Below are 20,854 nucleotides of genomic sequence, written 5' to 3'. Positions count from 1 at the left end.
ATGCTTGCGCCGGAGTGAGCCCCGGTGGCAGTCGCTGACAACCCATACCGGCTTCGTCGGACGGGCACGGCCGCCGCGCTGCGGAGCTCCGCCTTCGCCAAGGCCAGTCGGCGCGGCGGGGCGATCGACGTGATGGGCCGAGCGGTCCCGGCACAACCGCTCCCAGCCCGTGTGGACCCGGGCTCGGGGCCGGACATAGAGTTTTTGGCAGTCACCGCGCACCCGCTAGCCGGACCGGACACGTCGTCCCACCGGCGCTTCATGCTTTCAGCCGATTCCGCTCCGGCGGCTACGTAGCTGGTCATCTCGTCGGTGCCTTGGTGAACAACGCCGCACGGGGGCATCTGGATACCGCTACCCCACGCTGCCGGGCATTCCGTCCATCGCGGCCATTGATGTCAATTGCCGTACTGCGTTTCCGATAATCCCGCTCGCTTCGGGTGCATCACGATCAGCACGGCCCGTGACGTCGTCAGCATACTTGGCGTAATCATCGACAGGATCGCAATCGGGCATTTGATCAGGCTTTACCTCGGCTTTTGGAGGACTCACCCGCCTCTGATCACGAATCCTTTGTTTTAATTGCTCCAGTTCATCTTGGGTCGCTCGTACCCGCCGGAATGCTGCCTTCCCTTGCGGCTTGCCGTCAAACTCCCCGTCGGGCTCGAGTTTCCTTAACTGGGTGTAACGATCGAAGGCGAATTCATAGCTGAACGTCGCCCACTTTAGTTCGTCCATTTCGGCCGCGCTTAGTTCGTATCCGTCCAAACCGTAATTGCCGGGTGCGGTCATAGCTCGCTGCTCCTGTGGTTTGGGTGAGGGCCGTTCAGACGGATCGGCCACTCCCTACTGAATGGTTTCGGTGGTCGTTGCAAGCGGAACCCTGCCAGGCAAAGCTTCATCCAAAATGCGGGAATCAGGAAATGTCGAAGTCAAGAGATCGGCTGCGTCCATCTCGCCAACATCTCGACTGCAGGCCATTTGGGGTCATCATGACTGTTTGCGCACCAACTAGACCACCGACATCACACTCAGATCCTCGACGGTTGACGACACAGCGCCAACACCAACTGCGCGGCATTTGGGTCTAACCCAGCTGGTACTCGACGCGCTGGTCACCATCCCAGCGGCGTAAACCGGTGAACTGACCCTCGAACTGCGCCGGCCGGCCCGCGATGGCCAGCGCCGCGTTGAGATGCGCAGCATCCATCCGGCGGGCGAGCGTGACATGTGCCGTCCAGTGCCCGGGCAGGCTATTGGGCATCGGCTCGGGCAGCAGATGCGGACCGCACAGCCGGTGCACCTCGGCATGCAGATCCAGCAGCTCGCGTGACGGCACGATCAACCGGGTGAGCACGACGTTCGCCCGGCCGAACAACACCGGAGCGCCGATCACGCAGCGCAACGGCAACTCTCGCGCCACGGGAAGCAGCAGCTCGTCGACATCGGGGGCGATGCGTTGAGCCACCGCGACCGTCACGTGCGGACGGCCCGGGGGGATGCGGATGGGCAGGCCGGCCTTTTTCAGTGCGCCCAGGTCGTCCCACATGCGCCGCAGGACGGCCTCGGTGTCGGGGTCGAAAAGCAGCTCGATGGAATGCGCCATCAGTCCACCAGAGACCTCACCCAGTCGGCGTCGAAAACGGCCGCGCTCATTGCCGCGAAGTCTCCGGTGGCACTGGCGCCAGCTGGCAACACCGCCCGGACGGGCGCCATACGGGCCAACTCAGCCCGGTTGGAGCGCTCGATAGGTCCAGGCTGCGCTGGCCAACTGCCGATCACTAACCCGGCGCATGGAACGTCTCGTGCGGCAAGCGCTTCCACAGTAAGCGCGCTGTGATTGAGGGTGCCCAGACCGGCTCTGACCACCACGAGCACGGCCGCCTTGAGCTCCACTGCCAGGTCTCGCAGGGTGACGCCACCGGCGGCGATTTCGACCAGCAACCCGCCGGCCCCCTCGACCAGCGTCAACCGCCCCGGACTGTCCAGCCCACGGATCAACTCCGACACCTCGTCGCGGCTGGGCAGCGCCATCCCAGCCTGCTCGGCTGCGGCCACCGGCGACATGGGCAGCGGGTAACGCGCCAAGCCGGCGAGCGAGGTCACCCCGGACAGCCGGCCCACCTCGGCGAGATCGTCGTCACCGTCGGCGGTGCCGGTCTGGGCGGGCTTGCAGACCGCGACGTCGACGCCGAGTTGGCGGGCGCAGGACGCCAGCGCGGCGGTCGCGATCGTCTTTCCAACGCCGGTATCGGTGCCGGTGACGAGCAGGACGGTCAACGGCGGGCGGCGGGCAGCACGTCGGTGAGCACCCGCCGCGCCAGCTCCAGTTCGTCGGCGCTCAGGGAAGCACGCGCGGTCAGTCGCAGCCGCGATGTGCCAGCGGGCACCGTCGGGGGCCGGAAACAGCCCACCTTGACCCCGGCTTCGAGGCAGGCCGTCGCCGCGGCCAGCGCGACCTCCGGGTCGCCCAGGATCACCGACACCACCGCCGACTGCGGAACCTCAAGGACGCCACATACCCGGGCCAGTTCGGCGGCATGGCCGAGTACCGCGGAAGGCCGCCACGGTTCGGCCTTGAGGAGCTGAAGCGCGGCCAACGCCGCACCGACCGCGGCCGGCGCCAGCCCGGTGTCGAAGATGAACGGCCGCGCCGCATCGATCAGATGAGCCCGCACCTCGGCCGGTCCGAGGACCACACCGCCCTGGCTACCCAGCGCTTTGGACAGCGTCGTGGTGACCACCACGTCGGGCGAGCCGGCCAGCCCGACCTCGTGCAGCAGGCCGCGACCACCGCCGCGCACACCGAGGCCGTGTGCCTCGTCGACGATCAGCAGCGACCGGTGCCGACGGCACACGTCGTGCAGTTCGCGCAGCGGGGCGAGCGCGCCGTCGGCGCTGAACACCGAGTCGGTGACGACGACCGCGCGCTCCTCGTCGCGCGACGCCAGCGCCGCCTCCACCGCCGCGACGTCTCGGCTGGGCGTCACGACTACCCGGGCGCGGGACAGGCGGCAGGCGTCGACCAGCGAGGCGTGCGAGTAGGCGTCGGACACCAGCAGTGAGCCGGGACCGGACAGGCTGACCACGGCGCCCAGGTTGGCGGTATAGCCCGAGGAGAACACCAGACCCGCGGCGGCGCCGACGTAGTCGGCGAGTTCGGCCTCGAACTGCGCGTGCAGTTCGGTGTCTCCGGTGACCAGCCGCGAACCGGTGGCGCCGGCCCCCCACACCCGCAGTGCCTGCACGCCGCCTTCGATGACGGCGGGATGTTGGGACAGGCCGAGATAGTCGTTGGAGGCCAGGTCGAGTTCGGTGCTCACCGGGGGCCGCGGCCGCAGGCAGCGGCGCAGCCCGGCCTTGCGACGCTGCGTCTCCACCGCTTCCAGCCAGGCCAGTGGAGAGGTCTCGGTTGACTTCATCGCTGATCAGACTACGAGCCGCGCCACCTGCACCATCGCCGAGGTGATCTGAGCGATCTCGTCGGGCGTGCAGACATACGGCGGCATCGCGTAGACCAGGTTGCGAAACGGGCGCAGCCACACCCCACAGTCCAGCGCCGCGGGCGTCGCCACCGCCAGATCCACCGCCCGCTCACACTCGATCACACCGATGCCGCCGCATACCCGAACATCGGCGACTCCGGGCAGCGCGCGGGCCGGTTCCAGACCAGCGGCCAGGCCGGCGGCGAGCCCGGCAACTCCCGACCGCCAGTCCTGACTCAGCAGCAACTCGACGCTGGCCACCGACACCGCGCAGGCGAGCGGATTGGCCATGAACGTGGGCCCGTGCATCAGGGCGCCAGCGGTACCGGCGCTGATGGCGTGCGCGATATCGGTGCTGCACAGGGTGGCGGCCAGGCTGAGGTATCCGCCGGTCAGAGCCTTGCCCACGCACATGATGTCCGGGCTGACGCCGGCATGGTCGGCGGCGAACAGCTCACCGGTGCGACCGAAGCCGGTGGCGATCTCGTCGAAGATCAGCAGTACCCGGTGCCGACGGCAGATGTCGCGCAGGTCCGACAAATACTGCGGGTCGTGGAAGCGCATCCCGCCCGCGCCCTGTACCACGGGCTCGACGATGACGGCGGCCAGTTCGGCCGCATGTTCGGCCAGTTGGCCCTCGAACGCCGCGCTGTAGGCCGGGTCGTAGGCGCGTGGCACCTGCGGCGCGAACACTTGCGGAACCAGGACGTCGGCCCACAGCGAGTGCATGCCGCCCTCGGGATCGCAGACGCTCATCGGCGTGAACGTGTCGCCGTGGTAGCCGCCGCGCCAGGTCATCAGGCGATGCTTGGCCGGCTCGTTCAGGCTGCGCCAGTACTGCAGCGCCATCTTGACCGCGACCTCCACCGACACCGATCCCGAGTCGCTGAAGAACACGGTGTCCAGGCCCGCCGGGGTGATCTGCGTTAACAGCTGGGCCAACCGGGCCGCCGGCTCGTGCGTCAGACCACCGAACATGACGTGGTTCATGGTGCCCAGCTGAGCGGTCATCGCCGCGTCCAGAACCGGGTGACCGTGGCCGTGGATCGCGGTCCACCAGGAGCTCATCGCGTCCAGTGCCTGGACCGGGTGGCCGTCGCGGATCAGCGTCAGCCAGGCCCCGCGGGCGGCCACGGCCACCACCGGGGGTATCGCTTCGCGACCAATCGTGCTGTAGGGGTGCCACAAGTGAGCGGCGTCGATCGCGCTGATCTGCGCGGGCGTCAACCCGGGTTTCGCCTGTCCGCCCGTTGCCACGAAAGCCGACCTTAGTCGGTTGCGGTCGCAGAAAACCCGTTCATCGGGAAGCATGCAGGGCATGGCAGCACCCGATCAGTACCGCGGTACGGGCAAGGACCTGGAGAAGGAAGCGGCCGCACCGCGGGTGATCAGACTGCGCCTGGTCCCCTGGGACGTCGTCACCATGTTCGTGCTGCTGGGGTTGCTGATCGCCGCGGTGACGCTGACCAGTTGGCCCACCCGGCTGTTCTCCTTCACCGACAACGTCTGCCAGGGCGAGGACTGCCCGATGGTGCCGTTCGGCGTCAATTACTACATCTACCCACTGGTGTGGGGCGGCATCGGGGCGGCCGGAACCGCCGCCCTGCTGGGCCCGTTCGTGTCGCTGGTGAAGGGCTGGTTCATGTCCTTCTGGCCAATCGTCGCGGTGGCCGTACTGAGCCTCGCCTCGGTAGTGGGCCGCGCCCTGACCGATTTCAGCAACACGTTCGGGCGCTGAAGTCGCCGGGGCAACATCACGCGGCGGCATCATCTTTGAGACCGAAATCACAACTGCCATCACGAGATTGATCCTCCCCATCACCGTCGGGTCACGGTCCTACAAATAATGTTTCGCCGCTCTGGCGCCTACTTACCTCTGTTGTCAAAGTGTCTGTAGTGACTGGTGTGATTCACTCGGGCTGACCCTCCAGGGCCTCACACCATCAAGTCCAGCGGCGCTCGGCCCCGAAGAGGCGGCCCTTCGCACTGAACGGCGCGGATGCGCGCGGTCACCGCGCTGAGGCACAGAGGGGCCACCCGGGCCCCAGGAAACGAGGGAACGAAATGAAACGCGTCTACGCCTTCGCGATCGGGCTGGTGATGTTCGTGGCGCCGATGGCGACTGCCGCGGGCATAGCCTCCGCAGATCCCTACACCCGCAGCAATGACTACCAACAGGTGGCCGACACGGTGATCGCGCGCGGACTCTCGCAACGCGGCGTCCCGTTCTCGTGGGCCGGCGGCGGTGTCACCGGCCCCACCCGGGGCACCGGTTCGGGCATCAACACCGTCGGCTTCGACGCCTCGGGCCTGATCCAGTACGCATACGCCGGCGCCGGGCTCAAGCTGCCACGCTCCTCCGGCCAGATGTACCGGGTCGGCGAGAAGGTTCTTCCGCAACAGGCCCGCAAGGCTGACCTGATCTTCTACGGCCCCGAGGGCACCCAGAGCGTCGCGATGTACCTGGGCAACGGTCAGATGCTCGAGGTCGGCGACGTCGTGCAGGTCTCGCCGGTGCGCAGCAGCGGCATGGCGCCGTACCTGGTGCGGATTCTGGGGACCAATTCGTTGCAGACGGGACCGGTGCAGCCGGCGCCGCAGGCCCCCGCCCAGACGGTCCCCGGCCAGCAAGCCCCGGCCCAGACGGTGCCCGGTCAGCAAGCCCCGGCTCAGGCAGTCCCGGGCCAGACCGTCCCGGGCCAGACCGTCCCAGGCCAGACCGTCCCAGGCCAGACCGTCCCAGGCCAGACCGTCCCCGGCCAGACCGTCCCGGGCCAGCAAGCCCCGGCCCAAACGATCCCCGGCCAGCAGGCTCCGGCCCAAACGATTCCCGGCCAGCAGGCTCCGGTCCAGCAGGCGCCGCTGCAGCAACAGGCCCAGGTGCCACCGCTGCAGCAGGTGATCCCCCAGCCGCCGGCCCCGCTGGTACCGACGCCCCAGCCGCCGCTGCAGCTGCTGCCGGCGCAACCGGCACCTGCCGTCACCGCCCCGCGGTAAACCCGGGCAGCTCCCCAGGTTCTCCTCACAGCCGCCGCTTGCTCCGCAAAGGAGCAGGCGGCGGTTTTCGGTAAGTTAGCGGTGACCATGCCGACGCCGACCCTGCCCCAGAGCCCGGCTGCCACCGCGCAGTCCGGCGGCATGGGCACGCGTTCCTCGGGCTTCTACCGGCACGATCTGGACGGGCTGCGTGGCATTGCAATCGCTCTGGTTGCCGTGTTCCACATCTGGTTCGGCCGGGTGTCGGGCGGAGTGGACGTGTTCCTGGCGTTGTCGGGGTTCTTCTTCGGCGGCAAGGTGCTGCGGGCCGGGCTGGGCGGAAAGTTGTCTCCGGCGACCGAGGTGGTTCGGCTGATCCGCCGGTTACTGCCGGCGCTGGTGGTGGTGCTGGCCGCGTGCGCGCTCCTCACCGTGCTGATCCAGCCCCAGACCCGGTGGGAAGCGTTCGCCGATCAGAGCCTGGCCAGCCTGGGCTACTACCAGAATTGGGAACTAGCCAACTCGGCGGCGGACTACCTGCGCGCCGGTGAAGCGGTCAGCCCGTTGCAGCACATCTGGTCGATGTCGGTGCAGGGTCAGTTCTACGTGGCGTTCCTGCTGGTGATCGCCGCCCTCACCTACCTGCTCCGCAAGCCACTGGGCAGACACCTGCGGACCGTATTCGTAGGGCTGCTGAGCGCGCTGACGGTCGCTTCGTTCGTCTACGCGGTCATCGCCCACAACGCGTACCAGGCGACCGCCTACTACAACAGCTTCGCCCGGGCCTGGGAGCTGCTATTGGGCGCGCTGGTGGGCGCGGTCGTCCCCTACGTCCGGTGGCCAATGTGGCTGCGGACGGCGGTCGCCACGGTGGCGCTGGCGACGATCCTGTCGTGCGGCGCCCTGATCGACGGCGTCAAGGAGTTTCCTGGCCCGTGGGCGCTGGTCCCGGTGGGCGCCGCGATGCTGATGATCTTGGCGGGGGCCAACATGGCCGCCGACCCGGCTACCCGCGGCCGCATGCCCCTGCCCAACCGGGTGCTGGCCGTCGGACCGCTGGTGACGCTGGGGGCGATGGCCTACTCCCTGTACTTGTGGCATTGGCCGCTGCTGATCTTCTGGCTCTCCTACACCGGTCACCACCACGCCAACTTCCTCGAGGGCACCGGCGTGCTGCTGGTGTCGGGCGTGCTGGCGTATCTCACCACCCGCCACGTCGAGGACCCGTTGCGTTACCGGGCATCGGCCGCGCCGGCCGCACCGGTGCCGTGGCAACTGCGGTTGCGCCGACCGACGATCGCGCTGGGATCGGTGGTGGCGCTGCTGGGGGTCACCCTCACGGCCACGTCATTCACGTGGCGCGAGCATCTGGTCGCCGAGCGCGCCGGCGGCAAGGAGCTCAGCGGCCTGAGTTCTGCCGACTATCCGGGCGCTCGCGCGTTGGTCAACCACGTGCGGGTGCCCAAACTGCGGATGCGGCCCACCGTGCTGGAAGTCAAAGAAGACCTTCCCGCATCCACCAGGGACGGGTGCATCAGCGACTTCGTCAATCCGACGGTGGTCAACTGCACCTATGGCGACACCGACGCCCCTCGGACGATTGCGTTGGCCGGCGGCTCGCACGCCGAACACTGGTTGCCCGCGCTGGATCTGCTGGGCCGGCTGCACCACTTCAGGGTGGTGACCTACCTCAAGATGGGCTGCGCGCTGTCCACCGAGCAGGTCCCGCTGATCATGGGTAACAACGCGCCCTACCCACAGTGTCGGCAGTGGGTGGAGACGACGATGGCCAAGCTGGTCAACGATCGTCCCGATTATGTGTTCACCACCTCGACCCGGCCCTGGAACATCAAGTCCGGTGACGTGATGCCCGCCACCTACATCGGGATATGGCAGACGTTGTCTGACAACAACATTCCAATCCTCGGTGTGCGCGATACGCCCTGGCTGGTCAAGGACGGTCAACCTTTCAATCCAGCGGACTGCCTGGCCAAGGCCCGCAACGGCGAGTCGTGTGGGGTGAAGCGCTCGGATCTGCTGTCCGAGCACAACGGCACGCTGGACTTCGTCGCACAGTTCCCGCTCTTGAAGCCGATCGACCTGTCGGACGCGATCTGCCGGCCCGACACCTGTCGCGCGGTCGAGGGAAACGTGTTGATCTACCGCGATCCGCACCATTTGACCCCGACCTACATGCGCACGCTGGCCCCCGAGCTGGGTCGGCAGATCGCCGCGGTCACCGGTTGGTGGTGACACGCCACCCGGGGATGCCCGACACGGATAAGGTCTAGTGATGCCGCCGACGGAGCGTGAGAACGAAGGTTCATACGACGGCGCTGATGGCTCACCCGAATTGGTGACGGTGTGGCCCGGTGCGCCATTTCCCCTCGGAGCCACCTACGACGGTGCCGGGACCAACTTTTCGTTGTTCTCCGAAGTCGCCGACAAGGTCGAGTTGTGCCTGATCGAACGGGACGGCAGCGAGACCCGGATCAATCTCGACGAGGTCGACGGTTACATCTGGCACTGCTACTTGCCCACGGTGACCCCGGGGCAGCGCTACGGGTTCCGGGTGCACGGACCGTTCGACCCGGCCGCCGGCCACCGATGCGATCCGAGCAAGTTGCTGCTCGATCCATACGGCAAATCGTTCGTCGGCGACTTCGACTTCACCCAGGCGCTGTTCTCCTACGACCTGGCGGTGGCGGCCCAGGACCCGTCCGAAACGGGCACTCCCCCGATGGTCGACTCCCTGGGCCACACCATGACCAGCGTGGTGATCAACCCGTTCTTCGACTGGGCATCGGACCGGGCGCCCTGCACGCCCTACCACGAAACGATCATTTACGAGGCCCACGTCAAGGGGATGACTCAGACTCATCCAGGCATCCCGCACGAGCTGCGCGGTACCTACGCCGGCCTGGCGCATCCGGTGATCATCGACCACCTCAAGTCACTGAACGTCACGGCCATCGAGCTGATGCCGGTGCACCAATTCCTGCACGACCATCGGCTGGTGGACCTGGGTCTGCGAAACTACTGGGGCTACAACACATTCGGCTTCCTGGCCCCGCACTACCAATACGCGGCGACCCGTAAACCGGGCGGAGCCGTCGCCGAGTTCAAAGCGATGGTGCGCACCTTCCATGAGGCCGGCATCGAGGTGATCCTCGATGTCGTCTACAACCACACCGCCGAGGGAAACCACCTCGGTCCCACCATCAACTTCCGCGGCATCGACAACGCCGCCTATTACCGCCTGGTCGACGGTGACCTTCGCCACTACAAGGATTTCACCGGCACCGGCAACAGCCTCAATGTTCGGCACCCGCACACCCTGCAGTTGATCATGGATTCGTTGCGCTACTGGGTGCTGGAGATGCATGTCGACGGCTTCCGGTTCGACCTGGCGGCCACCCTGGCCCGCGAGTTCTATGACGTCGACCGGCTGTCAGCGTTTTTTGACCTGGTTCAGCAGGATCCGGTGGTCAGCCAGGTCAAGTTGATCGCCGAACCGTGGGATGTCGGCGAAGGCGGCTACCAGGTCGGAAATTTCCCAGGTTTGTGGACCGAGTGGAACGGGAAATACCGCGACACTGTGCGCGACTACTGGCGGGGCGAGCCCGCAACCCTAGGCGAGTTTGCTTCCCGGCTGACCGGGTCGTCGGACCTGTACGAAGCGACCGGCCGGCGTCCCGGCGCCAGCATCAACTTCGTCACCGCGCACGACGGTTTCACCATGCAAGATCTGGTGTCCTACAACGAAAAACACAACGCCGCCAACGGCGAAGACAACCGTGACGGCGAAAGCCACAACCGGTCCTGGAATTGCGGCGTGGAGGGTCCCACCGACGACCCGGACATCATCGCCCTGCGTTGCCAGCAGATGCGCAACTTTTGGGCGACCCTGATGGTCAGCCAGGGCACTCCGATGATCTCTCACGGCGACGAGATCGGCCGGACCCAGTCGGGCAACAACAACGTCTACTGCCAGGACTCCGAGTTGTCTTGGATGGATTGGTCGTTGGTCGAGAAGAACGCCGACCAGCTGGCCTTCGCCCGCAAGGTGACCCGGCTGCGCAGGAAGCATCCGGTGTTCCGCCGGCGTCGTTTCCTCAAGGGCCGGCCCATCCGCAGCGGCGAAGCCGACAGTCACGACATCGCCTGGTTGACGCCTTCCGGCCAGGTGATGACCGAACAGGACTGGGACAACGACTTCGGCAAGAGCATCGCGGTGTTTCTCAATGGCCAGGCCCTACCCGAACCGAATCGCCGTGGCGAACGCATCGTCGATGACTCGTTCCTGCTGTGCTTCAACGCCCACGATCAGGAAGTCACTTTTGTCATGCCACACGGCGACTATGCACAGCAATGGACAGTAGAGCTGGACACGACCCACCCGACCGGCGTGGCCGAACGGGTGGTCGAGGAGGGCGACGAGGTCGCCCTGCCCGGCCGTTCTGTCCTCATCTTGCGTAAGACGTTGTGACACATGACCTTTCCGATATCAGCAACCTACCGGTTGCAGCTTCGCGGTGCGTCTAGCGGTTTTGCGTTCACCCTCGACGACGCCGAAGGCCTGTTGGACTACCTCGACGAACTCGGGGTGTCCCACGTGTACCTGTCCCCGATCCTGACCGCGGTCGGCGGATCGTCACACGGCTACGACGTGACCGACCCGACCACGGTGTCTGCTGACCTGGGTGGCCCCGACGGGCTGGCGCGACTGTCAAAGGCGGCGCGGGCACGCGGCATGGGCCTGGTCATCGACGTGGTTCCCAATCACGTCGGCATCGACCAGCCGGCGCAGAACGCCTGGTGGTGGGATGTGCTGCGGCACGGGCGTGACTCGGAATACGCCGGCTTCTTCGACATCGACTGGACGTTGGACGACGCGGGACGAATCGTATTGCCTCTGTTGGGCTCTGACGCCGATGTCGCCGATCTGACCGTGGACGGCGACCTGTTGCGACTGGGTGATCTGGCGCTTCCGATCGCCCCCGGCAGCGGCGACGGCCCCGGCCCGGAGGTGCATGAGCGGCAGCACTACCGTCTGGTGGGCTGGCGCAACGGGATCGTCGGATACCGCCGGTTCTTCTCCATCACGTCATTGGCCGGGTTGCGTCAGGAGGATCGAAGCGTCTTTGATGCCAGCCACGCCGAGGTGGGGCGCTGGTTCAGCGCGGGGATCGTCGACGGGGTGCGCATTGACCATCCCGATGGATTGGCCGATCCGGCAAGCTATCTGATCTGGCTGCGCGAGTTGGTGGGACCCGACGCCTGGATCGTGATCGAGAAGATCCTCGCCGTCGACGAGGCGTTGGAGCCTACCCTGCCGGTCGCGGGCACCACCGGCTACGACGTGCTGCGGGAAGTGGGCGGGGTCTTCGTCGATCCGCGCGGGGCGGCCGCCCTGACCGAACTCGTCGAGTCCGCCGGTGTGGATTACGGCGCGATGCCGGAGATGTTGGCGCAGCTGAAGATTCGTGCCGCGACCGACACCCTGGCCAGCGAATTGGCCCGGTTGCGGCGCGCCATCGTGGCGACCGCCGGTGCCGACGACCCGCGACTGCCCGACGCGGTGGCCGCGTTACTGACCCACATCGATGTCTACCGCTGCGACTACCTGGGATTGTCGGCGATGCTGCCCGCAGCGCTGGCGAAAACCGAGGCGGCGCAACCCGATCTGGGTCCGGCGCTGGCCGTGGTGGCGGCGGCGCTGGCGCACGGCGGTGAGCCCGCCACCCGCCTGCAGCAGTTGTGCGGCGCGGTCACCGCGAAGGCGGTCGAAGACTGCCTGTTCTACCGCGACGCCCGCCTGGTGTCACTCAACGAGGTCGGCGGTGAACCGCACCGGTTCGGAGTCGGCGTCGCCGAGTTCCATCAGAGTTCGGCCACCCGGGCGCGGCTGTGGCCGGCAGCCATGACGACCCTGACCACTCACGACACCAAACGCGGCGAAGACGTCCGGGCCCGCATCGGTGTGCTCTCGCAGGTGCCGTCGCTGTGGGGAGAATTCGTCGGGCGTTGGGAGAGTCATGCCCCCTCCCCCGATCGCGCGACCGGACAGTTCCTGTGGCAGAACATCTTCGGCGTCTGGCCGGTGAGCGGCGAGGTCACCGGCCAGTTGCGCGACCGGCTGCATGCCTACGCCGAGAAGGCGATCCGGGAGGCGGCGCAGCACACGTCGTGGAACGACCCGGACTCGGAGTTCGAAGCGGCCGTGCATCGGTGGCTGGACGCGGTGCTGGATGGACCGGTGGCCGGTGAATTGACCAAGCTCGTGGGCCAGCTCAACCCGCACGGCGCCAGTGACGCGCTGGGCCAGAAGCTGCTCGCACTGACCGTGCCGGGCATCCCTGACGTCTACCAGGGCACCGAATTGTGGGACGACAGCCTGGTCGACCCAGACAACCGACGCGAAGTCGACTACCCAACCCGCCGCAGCGCGTTGACGGAGTTGCAACATCCCAAGATCCGCGTCGTCACGACGGCGCTGCGGCTGCGGCGTTCACGGCCGGACTGCTTCCTGCACGGCGACTACGTACCGGTGCTGGCCGCCGGGCAGGCCGCCGACCACATCGTGGCGTTTCGCCGCGGTCCCGGCATCCTGGTGGCGGTGACCCGCTGGACGGTGGCCCTGGCCGATACCGGCTGGGGCGACACGGTGTTGCCGCTGCCCGAAGGATCGTGGACCGACCGGCTGACCGGCGCCATGGCCAGCGGGCCGACGTCGGCCACCCAACTGTTCGGCGACTTGCCCGTAGTGCTGCTGGAGCGTCTCGATGACTGAATTCAAAGTGTGGGCGCCCAAACCCGAGCTGGTGCGCCTAGACGTCAACGGTGACGTGCACGACATGATCCGCTCCGACGACGGCTGGTGGCACGCCGACGTGGATGCGCCACCGGACGCCCGCTACGGGTTCCTGCTCGACGACGACCCGACCGTGTTCCCGGACCCCCGCTCACCCCGGCAGCCTGACGGCGTGCATGAGCGCTCCCAGCTCTGGGACCCGTCGACGGCAGCGTGGACCGACGGCGACTGGGCCGGCCGGTCAGTGGAGGGAGCAGTGATCTACGAACTGCACGTCGGCACCTTCACCGCCGACGGCACCTTCGACTCCGCCATCGCCAAGCTGGACTATCTGGTGGATCTCGGTGTCGACTTCGTCGAGCTGATGCCGGTCAACTCCTTCGCCGGCACCCACGGCTGGGGTTACGACGGCGTGCTCTGGTACAGCGTGCACGAGCCCTACGGCGGTCCCGACGGCCTGGTCAGGTTGGTGGATGCCTGCCACGCGAGGGGTCTGGGGGTTCTCATCGATGCGGTGTTCAACCACCTCGGCCCCTCGGGTAACTACCTGCCGAAATTCGCGCCGTATCTGTCCTCGGCCAGCAACCCGTGGGGCGAGGGCATCAACATCGCCGACGCCGACTCCGACGAGGTGCGCCGCTACATCATCGGGTGTGCGTTGCGGTGGATGCGCGACTTTCACGCCGACGGCCTGCGACTGGACGCGGTGCACGCGCTGGTCGACCTCACCGCCGTCCACCTGCTCGAAGAGCTCGCTACCGAAACCGACTGGCTGTCAAGACAATTGGGCCGGCCGCTGGCCCTGGTCGCCGAGAGCGACCTCAATGACCCGCGCCTGATCACTCCGCGCGAGCAAGGCGGTTACGGACTGACCGCGCAGTGGGCCGACGATATTCACCACGCAATCCACACCGCGGTGTCGGGCGAACGGCAGGGTTACTACGGCGATTTCGGGACCGTGGCAACGCTGGCTCAGACGCTGCGCCACGGCTTCTTCCACGCCGGCACCTACTCGTCGTTCCGTCGGCGCAGGCACGGACGCCCGTTGGACACCACCGAGCAGTCCGGGATCCCGGCAACCCGGTTGCTGGCCTACACATGTACCCACGACCAGGTCGGCAATCGCGCCCTCGGGGACCGCCCGTCGCAGAACCTGACCCCGGGGCAATTGGCCGTCAAAGCCGCCCTGGTACTCGGTTCTCCCTACACCGCAATGCTTTTCATGGGCGAGGAGTGGGGCGCGTCCACCCCGTTCCAGTTCTTCAGCTCCCATCCCGAGCCGGAGCTGGCACAGGCCACCCGGGATGGGCGCAAGGCGGAGTTCGCCGAGCACGGCTGGGACGCCGATGAGATTCCGGATCCCCAGGACCCGCAGACGTTTGAGCGCTCCAAACTGAAGTGGGACGAGATTTTAGGCGGTGAGCACGCCAGGCTGCTGGCGGTGTACCGGGAGCTGATCGCCCTTCGGCACACCGAGCCCGACTTGGCCGACCCGTGGCTGGACCACCTCGTCGTCGACTATGACGAAGATCAGCGCTGGATCGTGCTGCGTCGCGGCGGGCTGGCCATCGCATGCAACCTCGGCGCCGAGCCGGCGACCGTGCCGGTCAGCGGTGACTTGGTGTCGGCCTGGGACGCCCCGCAGATCGGCGACCAGGCGACCGAGCTCCCCGGACACTCCTTCGCAATAGTCCGGGCCTAGCCCGCGCGAGCAGACGCAAAAGCCCCGTGGAGCGAACGCTCCACGGGGCTTTTGCGTCTGCTCAGCAAGTCTCCAAGGATCCTCCAAGCACCCTGCGCGACGCTGTCGTCACAAAAGTTCCACGAGCGAGAGGGCAGGTACTTCCCGACATGACCACCATCAGCCCGGCACTGGCCTTCTCCGTCTTTGCGCCGCAGCGGCGCAACGTCAACCGCCGTGCCGTTTTCAGCCTGACGGTGGCCATCCTGCAATTCCTGTTGCCCTTCGTCCCGGCCGCACTGGTCACCGTCCCGCTCGCGATGAACGCGCTGGCCCACACCGAGTCCGGAGACCGCGAAGGTCGCGGCGTGGCGATCGCCGCGCTGGCGCTGTCGGTGGCCCACTTCCTCGTCTACGTCACGATGTTCGTCTGGCTGCTCGTCTAAAGCCCCGCGCTCACACGCCGGCGGGCCCGGTGCCATGGATAGCCTCGGCGATGGCGTCGGCCAGTGGCTCGATCTCGTCGTCCTTGAGATCTGCGACGGTGATGCGCATGCCCGGTGGCGTGTCCATCCGAAACCGCGTTCCCGGTGCGGCCGCCCAGCCCGCGTTGAGCAGCCGGGTGATGGCGACCGTCTCGTCGGGCACCGGGACCCAGACGTTCAGCCCGGAACGCCCATGCGCCTTTACGTCGCGCTCGGCCAGTGCGTCACGCAGCGCGGCGCGGTTGTGGGCATAACGCCCTCTGGCCTGGTGGACGAGTTCGGTCGCCGCGCCGTCGCACCACATGCGCACGGCGAGGTCCTGCAACAGCCGGCTCACCCACCCTGGCCCCAGCCGCAGTCGTCCATGCACCCGTTCGATGGTCCTACGGTCTCCGGCCAGCACGGCAAGGCGCAGGTCCGGGCCGTACGCCTTGGACACCGACCGGACGAAAGCCCAGCGCCGCGTCGCCCCGGCCAGGGCGTGCAGCGGCACACCGGAGATTCTGGCGCAGTGGTCATCCTCGATGACCAGCACGTCGCTGGTCTTGGCGGCCAACAGACTGCGCAGCGCCTTGGCGCGTTCCTTGGACAGCGCGGCGCCGGTCGGGTTCTGCGCGCGGGTGGTGACGATGACAGCCTTAACGCCGCGGCGCAGCGCTCGCGCCATGCTGAGCACCACCGGCCCCTCATCGTCCACCTTGACCGGCTCGGGGGAAAGTCCCAGTGCCGCAACGAGATCGAGCAGATTGGCCCACCCCGGGTCCTCGACCGCAACCCGGTCACCCGGGCGCAAGTGGGCACTGAGCACCCGCTCGATACCGTCGAGCGCACCGCTGGTCACCGCCAGATGCTCGGCCGGCACCCCGTCAGCGCTCAGGTCCGCGCGGGCGTGGTCGACCAACTCCGCCGACATCGCCGACTGCCCATAGAGCAGTGGGCGATCCTGCTTGCCCGGAGCCAACTGCACAGTGGCGATGGGCAACAACGTGGGATCGGGATTGCCGGTCGACAGGTCGCGGGCGCCCTCGGGCACCGCGAGTCCGAGCAACGACCGCGGCGTGGTGGCCGGTCGATTACGCACCCGGGTGCCGCGCCGGCCCGCGGTCTCGACTGCCCCGCGCTCGCGCAGCAGTCGGTATGCGGCGGCCACGGTATTGGCGTTGACCCCGAGTTGAGCCGCGACCTCCCGAATCGACGGCAGCGGATCACCCGGCGCCAGGGCGCCCTCAGAGATGCCCTCTTCGATGCTCGCGGCAATCGACTCGGCACCCGTCCCGGTGATGCTGTATCGTACTGGCACGGTGTTTATTATGTACTAGGACAAAAGCGAAGGCAAGCTGATGGACACGGCGTATCACCCCACCCCACGCACGACGCCGACCCGCTACCGGGATCGCGCGCACTACGACCGGGAGACCGTGCACCGGATCCTCGACGAGTCGCTGATCTGCCACCTCGGCTATGTCAGCGACGGTCGTCCCGTGGTGCTGCCGACCATCCACACGCGCATCGACGAAACGCTCTATATCCATGGCTCCTCGGGCAGTGGCCCTATGTTGGCGGCCCGGTTGTCCGGCATGCCGGTATGCGTCACCGTCACACTGATCGACGGACTCGTGCTGGCCCGGTCGGCGATGCACCACTCGATGAACTACCGCTCGGTCGTCGCGGTCGGCACTGCGCGCATTGTTGATGATCCTGACGAGAAACAGCGGGCGCTGCACGCGGTCCTCGACCACATCCGGGCCGGCCGGGCCGACGACTGCCGACCTCCGAACGCCCGTGAACTCGCCGCGACGGCGGTGCTCGCGCTGGATCTGGTCGAGGTATCCGCCAAGGTCCGCCAAGGGGGTGTAGCCGATGACGCCGAAGACCTGACCTTGCCTTACTGGGCCGGGGTGGTGCCGGTGGGCCTGGCCGCCGGGACTCCCCTTCCCGACGGCGACCTCGACCCGGCTACCCCGATGCCGTCGTATCTCCGGTGAACCGCCGAGCAGACGCGAAGGCCCCCGTTTTGCGCGATTATGAGGGGTCTTAGCGTCTGCTCGGCATCAGAGCAGCAGGTAACGGTAGGCCGGGGAACCCGGGAGCAGGGTTTCGACGTGCATCTCGGTCGCCCGCATGCGACCCAACAGGCCATCGAGATCCGCTGCAGAACCCAATTGAATACCGACGAGTGCCTCACCGGTCTCCCGGTTGTTGCGCTTGACGTACTCGAACAGGGTGATGTCGTCGTTGGGCCCGAGCACCTCGTCGAGGAACCGCCGCAGTGCGCCCGGCTCCTGGGGGAAGTCGACGAGGAAGTAGTGCTTGAGGCCCAGGTGGACCAGGGAACGCTCCAGCACTTCGCCGTAGCGGGATACGTCGTTGTTGCCACCCGAGATCAGGCACACCACGGTCGAGCCGGGTTCAACGTCGGCCTCGAGCAGACCCGCCACCGACAGTGCGCCCGCGGGCTCGGCGATGATGCCCTCGTTCTGGTACAGATCGAGCATCGCGGTACATACCGCGCCTTCGTCGACCGTCGTGATCGACACCATGTCCCCGGCCGCGGCCAGCGCGGCATAGGTCAGCGTCCCCGCGCGCGCCACAGCGGCGCCGTCGACGAACTGGTCGACGTGCTCCAGAGTCACCGGCTCGCCGGCCGCCAGCGCGGCCATCATCGCGGCGGCCCCTGCCGGCTCGATACCCAGCACCGCGGTGTTCGACGTTCGCTCGGCCAGGTAGCTGGTGATGCCGGCGATGCAGCCGCCGCCGCCGACGGGCACCACCACCAAATCCGGCTCGTCACCCAGGGCGTCCAGGATCTCGACGGCGATGGTGCCCTGACCGGCCATGGTGCGCAGGTCGTCGTAGGGCGGCACCAGCGTGGCGCCGGTGCGTGCGACGTCGTCGCGGGCCGCGGCGGCGGCCAGGTCGTACGTCGAGCCGCCCACGATCAGTTCGATGAACTCCCGCCCGTGGTAGCGGATCCGGTCGCGCTTCTGCTTGGGCGTCTTGGCCGGCACATAGATGCGGCCGTGCACCCCCAGCGAACGGCATGCGTAGGCGAAGCCCTGCGCGTGGTTACCCGCCGACGAGCACACCACGCCGGCGGCCAGCTCCTCGTCGGAAAGCTGAACCAACAGGTTGTAGGCGCCGCGAAGCTTGTAGGAGCGCACCACCTGCAGGTCTTCCCGCTTGAGGTATACGTTCGCGCCGGTGATCTCCGACAACCGGTCGCTGTACTGCAGGGGCGTCGGGGTGACCACCGGAGCAATTCGCTTCGCCGCGCCATCGATGTCAGCCGCGGACAGCGGCAACTCGCGAGGGTTCTGGCTCAGTTCGGCGGACACCGGTTAATGGTGCCATGCCGCCGCGAGCAGCGTCTCAGCTGCTATTCCTGGCGCCGGGCCAGTTCCGCAATCACGTTGACACGTCGGCACGCCGTCGCAACCTCGTCGGCGAACTCCCGGCGCAGCTTGGCGATGTCAGCCTGATCCGGGCCGTCGACCAGTTCACGATGCCGAGCCAGCCGCAGTGCGGTCTTGAACAATTCCATCGAACGCGATTCGGCGTTGGCGATCCTGCGCTGCAGCTCCCACTGCTTGCCTACTTCCAGGCACTCCGTGAGAAACGCCTCCTCGTCCAGGGCCTCGTCCTCCAGCGCCGCGAGCCGGTCGGCGACGATGTGATAGGCGTCCAGGAACGGACGCAGGACCAGGTGGGCCAGCAGCAGATCCGCCGACTCGAGCAGGCGCCGGACGTCGGCCGCGACGACCTCCTTGGATGTGTCCTCCACCGGTCCGATCAGCCTGACCTCGTCGGCCAGCTCCCTCTCGAACTGCGCGCGCGCCGAGAACAGGAACTCAAACTTCAGCAGCTCGCGCAGCCCGAGGGCTTCGTCGCGCACGGCCGCCGGCGACACCAAGCCGTCTCCGGAGTTCTCGGCGCTTTCCGAGGCCGCCAGCAACGCCAGCTCGGCGATCGCTCGGTCGACCAGGATGTGAATGGCGGTGTTGCGGTAGAACGCCGCGACCAGATGCTGATCGGCGCCGATGCCCCACACCGCTTCGGTGCCGGCGTCGTACACGCTCACCACTCCCGAATTCACCATTTGATGCAGCGTCCAGCGGATCGTCGAGCGGTTCGTCAGGTCCGCGGCACCGGCGACCGCCCAGTTGCGGGCGTTGATGTAGCTGGCCAGCGGGCGCACCGTGGCCAGCACCTCGCTGATGGACAGCGAGCGGTCGGCGCCCAGCAGCGCCAGGCTCACCACCGCCGTCGGTGTCACCGGGGTAGCGCGGTTGATCCGGTGCTCCACATCCAGGGCGATGCGTTCGACCACCGTCCCGGTGCCTGACGGGTCGGCCCGCAACTCCTCGAGGCGCTTGCGCAGCGGCAGCGGCTCGCCGAAATCGAGGTAGGCGCGGCCTAGGCGCTCCCCTTGCTGGCGGGACAGCCGGACCAGGAACCGGAGGTCTTCGGGGCGCTTGGTCGCGCCGTAGGCCTCGGTGGTCATCGCCTCCACCTCGTGCAGCTGGTCGTAGACGATCGAGGTCGGCACCAAATACACTTCCGGACCGTCGATTTCGTCGACGGCATCGGTGAGGTAGCGCAGGATGCCGAACACCGGTGGCCGCAGTTTGCCGGTACGGGTACGTCCGCCTTCGATCGACCAGGTGAGGTTGGTGTGGTTTTGCACCAGTTGCGCGGTATAGGCGCGCAGCACGAACCGGTAGACCGGAATGTCCTTGGTCTGGCGCCGGATGAAGATCGTCCCAGTGCGCTTGGCGAAGCCGCCCATCGGGAAGAAGTTCAAGTTAGCGCCGCCGAAAGTGAATGCCGACGACAGGCGGTTGGCCGCGATCTCCTCGGGCAGCAGCATCCCGTCCAGGTAGGACCGATGCGAGAACGCGAACGCCAGCGTCGCCTTCCGATCCAGCGAACGCAACTGCGCGATCTGGTCCTCGTCGACGAGCACGTCGTAGGCCCGCATCAGCCACCGGCTGAACCCGCGCCACGCCTGCACCGCGCGCTCGTCCAGCGAGGCCGCCACCTCGCGCAGATAGCCCGCGGCTTCGACCCGTACGCTCTCGGGATCGCGCCCGAGCTCTTCGGCCAGCGCCTCGAGCCGCTCGCCGAACCAATCGGCATCCAGCAGTTGGGTCACCGCTTGCGGATCGGTACCCAACGCCGTAGTCGATTCGTCGACCAATCCCGTGCGCTGCAGCAACTTTCGCACTCCGCTGCGGCCGACCTCGCGTGCCGTCATCGCCTTCCCCCCGTCAGGCCGGCTGCGGCGTAGAGGCGCCGCTGTGCTCGTGGATAGGTGGTACTGGTTCACTCATGCAGAGCTCCTCAATCTCGGCGGCCTACCTGGCGTCTTACACTCTCAGGCACCGGACCGCTTCCGTCGTTGAGCCTACGTTGC

General features: G+C 67.3%; 15 protein-coding genes and 1 pseudogene. 8 read left to right on the top strand and 8 right to left on the bottom strand.

The features are described 5' to 3' along the window. Positions 1 to 354: 354 nt before the first annotated feature. The 5 genes from AWC08_RS36040 to AWC08_RS32395 form a co-directional block, all read right to left on the bottom strand. A complete protein-coding gene (locus AWC08_RS36040; RefSeq protein WP_142283942.1) occupies positions 355 to 792 on the bottom strand; it encodes a hypothetical protein in 438 nt (145 codons plus the stop codon). 295 nt (positions 793 to 1,087) lie between these two features. After that, entirely contained in the window at positions 1,088 to 1,606 is a 519-nt protein-coding gene (locus AWC08_RS32410; protein ID WP_069433711.1) for a 2'-5' RNA ligase family protein, read from the bottom strand. Then, positions 1,606 to 2,280: a dethiobiotin synthase gene (bioD, locus tag AWC08_RS32405; RefSeq protein WP_069433712.1), complete on the bottom strand. Its 675-nt coding sequence runs from the start codon at positions 2,278 to 2,280 to the stop codon at positions 1,606 to 1,608. Before bioD ends, AWC08_RS32410 begins: the two co-directional genes overlap by 1 nt. Further along, a complete protein-coding gene (locus tag AWC08_RS32400; protein ID WP_069433713.1) occupies positions 2,277 to 3,422 on the bottom strand; it encodes an 8-amino-7-oxononanoate synthase in 1,146 nt (381 codons plus the stop codon). The genes bioD and AWC08_RS32400 overlap by 4 nt, the downstream gene beginning before the upstream one ends. Positions 3,423 to 3,428: 6 nt before the next feature. Further along, the gene (locus AWC08_RS32395; RefSeq protein ID WP_069433724.1) at positions 3,429 to 4,742 is read right to left on the bottom strand and encodes an adenosylmethionine--8-amino-7-oxononanoate transaminase; all 1,314 of its coding nucleotides are present in this window, start codon (positions 4,740 to 4,742) and stop codon (positions 3,429 to 3,431) included. 61 nt (positions 4,743 to 4,803) lie between these two features. Between AWC08_RS32395 and AWC08_RS32390 the strand changes: the two genes are divergently transcribed. The 7 genes and pseudogenes from AWC08_RS32390 to AWC08_RS32360 all read left to right on the top strand — a co-directional run bounded on the left by AWC08_RS32390 (position 4,804) and on the right by AWC08_RS32360 (position 15,402). Next, positions 4,804 to 5,223, top strand: a complete 420-nt coding sequence (locus AWC08_RS32390) for a hypothetical protein (RefSeq protein ID WP_065134066.1) — start codon at positions 4,804 to 4,806, stop codon at positions 5,221 to 5,223. Positions 5,224 to 5,549: 326 nt separating this feature from the next. After that, positions 5,550 to 6,197 (top strand): annotated as a pseudogene (ripD, locus tag AWC08_RS32385) (NlpC/P60 family peptidoglycan-binding protein RipD); the annotation flags it as partial. A gap of 372 nt (positions 6,198 to 6,569) precedes the next feature. Further along, positions 6,570 to 8,714 carry an acyltransferase family protein gene (locus AWC08_RS32380; RefSeq protein WP_069433725.1) on the top strand — a complete coding sequence of 715 codons (2,145 nt, stop codon included), beginning with the start codon at positions 6,570 to 6,572 and terminating at the stop codon, positions 8,712 to 8,714. Between the two features lie 40 nt (positions 8,715 to 8,754). Continuing rightward, the gene (glgX, locus tag AWC08_RS32375; protein WP_065134033.1) at positions 8,755 to 10,950 is read left to right on the top strand and encodes a glycogen debranching protein GlgX; all 2,196 of its coding nucleotides are present in this window, start codon (positions 8,755 to 8,757) and stop codon (positions 10,948 to 10,950) included. Positions 10,951 to 10,953: 3 nt separating this feature from the next. Beyond that, positions 10,954 to 13,254 (top strand): malto-oligosyltrehalose synthase, encoded by a 2,301-nt coding sequence (gene treY, locus AWC08_RS32370; protein WP_069433715.1) that lies wholly within the window; start codon positions 10,954 to 10,956, stop codon positions 13,252 to 13,254. Then, entirely contained in the window at positions 13,247 to 14,977 is a 1,731-nt protein-coding gene (gene treZ / locus AWC08_RS32365) for a malto-oligosyltrehalose trehalohydrolase (RefSeq protein ID WP_069433716.1), read from the top strand. The genes treY and treZ overlap by 8 nt, the downstream gene beginning before the upstream one ends. A 149-nt stretch (positions 14,978 to 15,126) precedes the next feature. Beyond that, positions 15,127 to 15,402 carry a hypothetical protein gene (locus tag AWC08_RS32360; protein ID WP_065134036.1) on the top strand — a complete coding sequence of 92 codons (276 nt, stop codon included), beginning with the start codon at positions 15,127 to 15,129 and terminating at the stop codon, positions 15,400 to 15,402. A 10-nt stretch (positions 15,403 to 15,412) separates the two neighbouring features. Here AWC08_RS32360 and AWC08_RS32355 read toward each other — a convergent pair whose 3' ends face one another. Continuing rightward, positions 15,413 to 16,741: an aminotransferase class I/II-fold pyridoxal phosphate-dependent enzyme gene (locus AWC08_RS32355; protein ID WP_069433717.1), complete on the bottom strand. Its 1,329-nt coding sequence runs from the start codon at positions 16,739 to 16,741 to the stop codon at positions 15,413 to 15,415. Between the two features lie 40 nt (positions 16,742 to 16,781). On the opposite strand from AWC08_RS32355, the gene AWC08_RS32350 reads away from it, so the two are divergent. Further along, complete coding sequence (locus AWC08_RS32350; protein WP_069433718.1) at positions 16,782 to 17,426, top strand: pyridoxamine 5'-phosphate oxidase family protein; 645 nt, start codon at positions 16,782 to 16,784, stop codon at positions 17,424 to 17,426. Positions 17,427 to 17,492: 66 nt separating this feature from the next. On the opposite strand, the gene ilvA is transcribed toward AWC08_RS32350, so the two are convergent. Continuing rightward, positions 17,493 to 18,776, bottom strand: a complete 1,284-nt coding sequence (ilvA, locus tag AWC08_RS32345) for a threonine ammonia-lyase (RefSeq protein ID WP_069433719.1) — start codon at positions 18,774 to 18,776, stop codon at positions 17,493 to 17,495. 41 nt (positions 18,777 to 18,817) lie between these two features. Continuing rightward, positions 18,818 to 20,695 (bottom strand): lysophospholipid acyltransferase, encoded by a 1,878-nt coding sequence (locus tag AWC08_RS32340; RefSeq protein WP_065134040.1) that lies wholly within the window; start codon positions 20,693 to 20,695, stop codon positions 18,818 to 18,820. Positions 20,696 to 20,854 lie beyond the last annotated feature (159 nt).

The organism is Mycobacterium gordonae (genome assembly GCF_002101675.1).
Lineage (GTDB): Bacteria > Actinomycetota > Actinomycetes > Mycobacteriales > Mycobacteriaceae > Mycobacterium > Mycobacterium gordonae.
This window is presented reverse-complemented; position numbering and strand designations above follow the sequence as displayed.

Excerpts from the sequence above, each read along its gene's own strand:
- AWC08_RS36040 (WP_142283942.1), bottom strand. The coding sequence starts at position 792 with ATGACCGCACCCGGCAATTACGGTTTGGACGGATACGAACTAAGCGCG.
- AWC08_RS32410 (WP_069433711.1), bottom strand. The coding sequence starts at position 1,606 with ATGGCGCATTCCATCGAGCTGCTTTTCGACCCCGACACCGAGGCCGTC.
- AWC08_RS32400 (WP_069433713.1), bottom strand. The coding sequence starts at position 3,422 with ATGAAGTCAACCGAGACCTCTCCACTGGCCTGGCTGGAAGCGGTGGAG.
- AWC08_RS32390 (WP_065134066.1), top strand. The coding sequence starts at position 4,804 with ATGGCAGCACCCGATCAGTACCGCGGTACGGGCAAGGACCTGGAGAAG.
- AWC08_RS32380 (WP_069433725.1), top strand. The coding sequence starts at position 6,570 with ATGCCGACGCCGACCCTGCCCCAGAGCCCGGCTGCCACCGCGCAGTCC.
- glgX (WP_065134033.1), top strand. The coding sequence starts at position 8,755 with ATGCCGCCGACGGAGCGTGAGAACGAAGGTTCATACGACGGCGCTGAT.
- treY (WP_069433715.1), top strand. The coding sequence starts at position 10,954 with ATGACCTTTCCGATATCAGCAACCTACCGGTTGCAGCTTCGCGGTGCG.
- treZ (WP_069433716.1), top strand. The coding sequence starts at position 13,247 with ATGACTGAATTCAAAGTGTGGGCGCCCAAACCCGAGCTGGTGCGCCTA.
- AWC08_RS32360 (WP_065134036.1), top strand. The coding sequence starts at position 15,127 with ATGACCACCATCAGCCCGGCACTGGCCTTCTCCGTCTTTGCGCCGCAG.
- AWC08_RS32350 (WP_069433718.1), top strand. The coding sequence starts at position 16,782 with ATGGACACGGCGTATCACCCCACCCCACGCACGACGCCGACCCGCTAC.
- AWC08_RS32340 (WP_065134040.1), bottom strand. The coding sequence starts at position 20,695 with ATGACGGCACGCGAGGTCGGCCGCAGCGGAGTGCGAAAGTTGCTGCAG.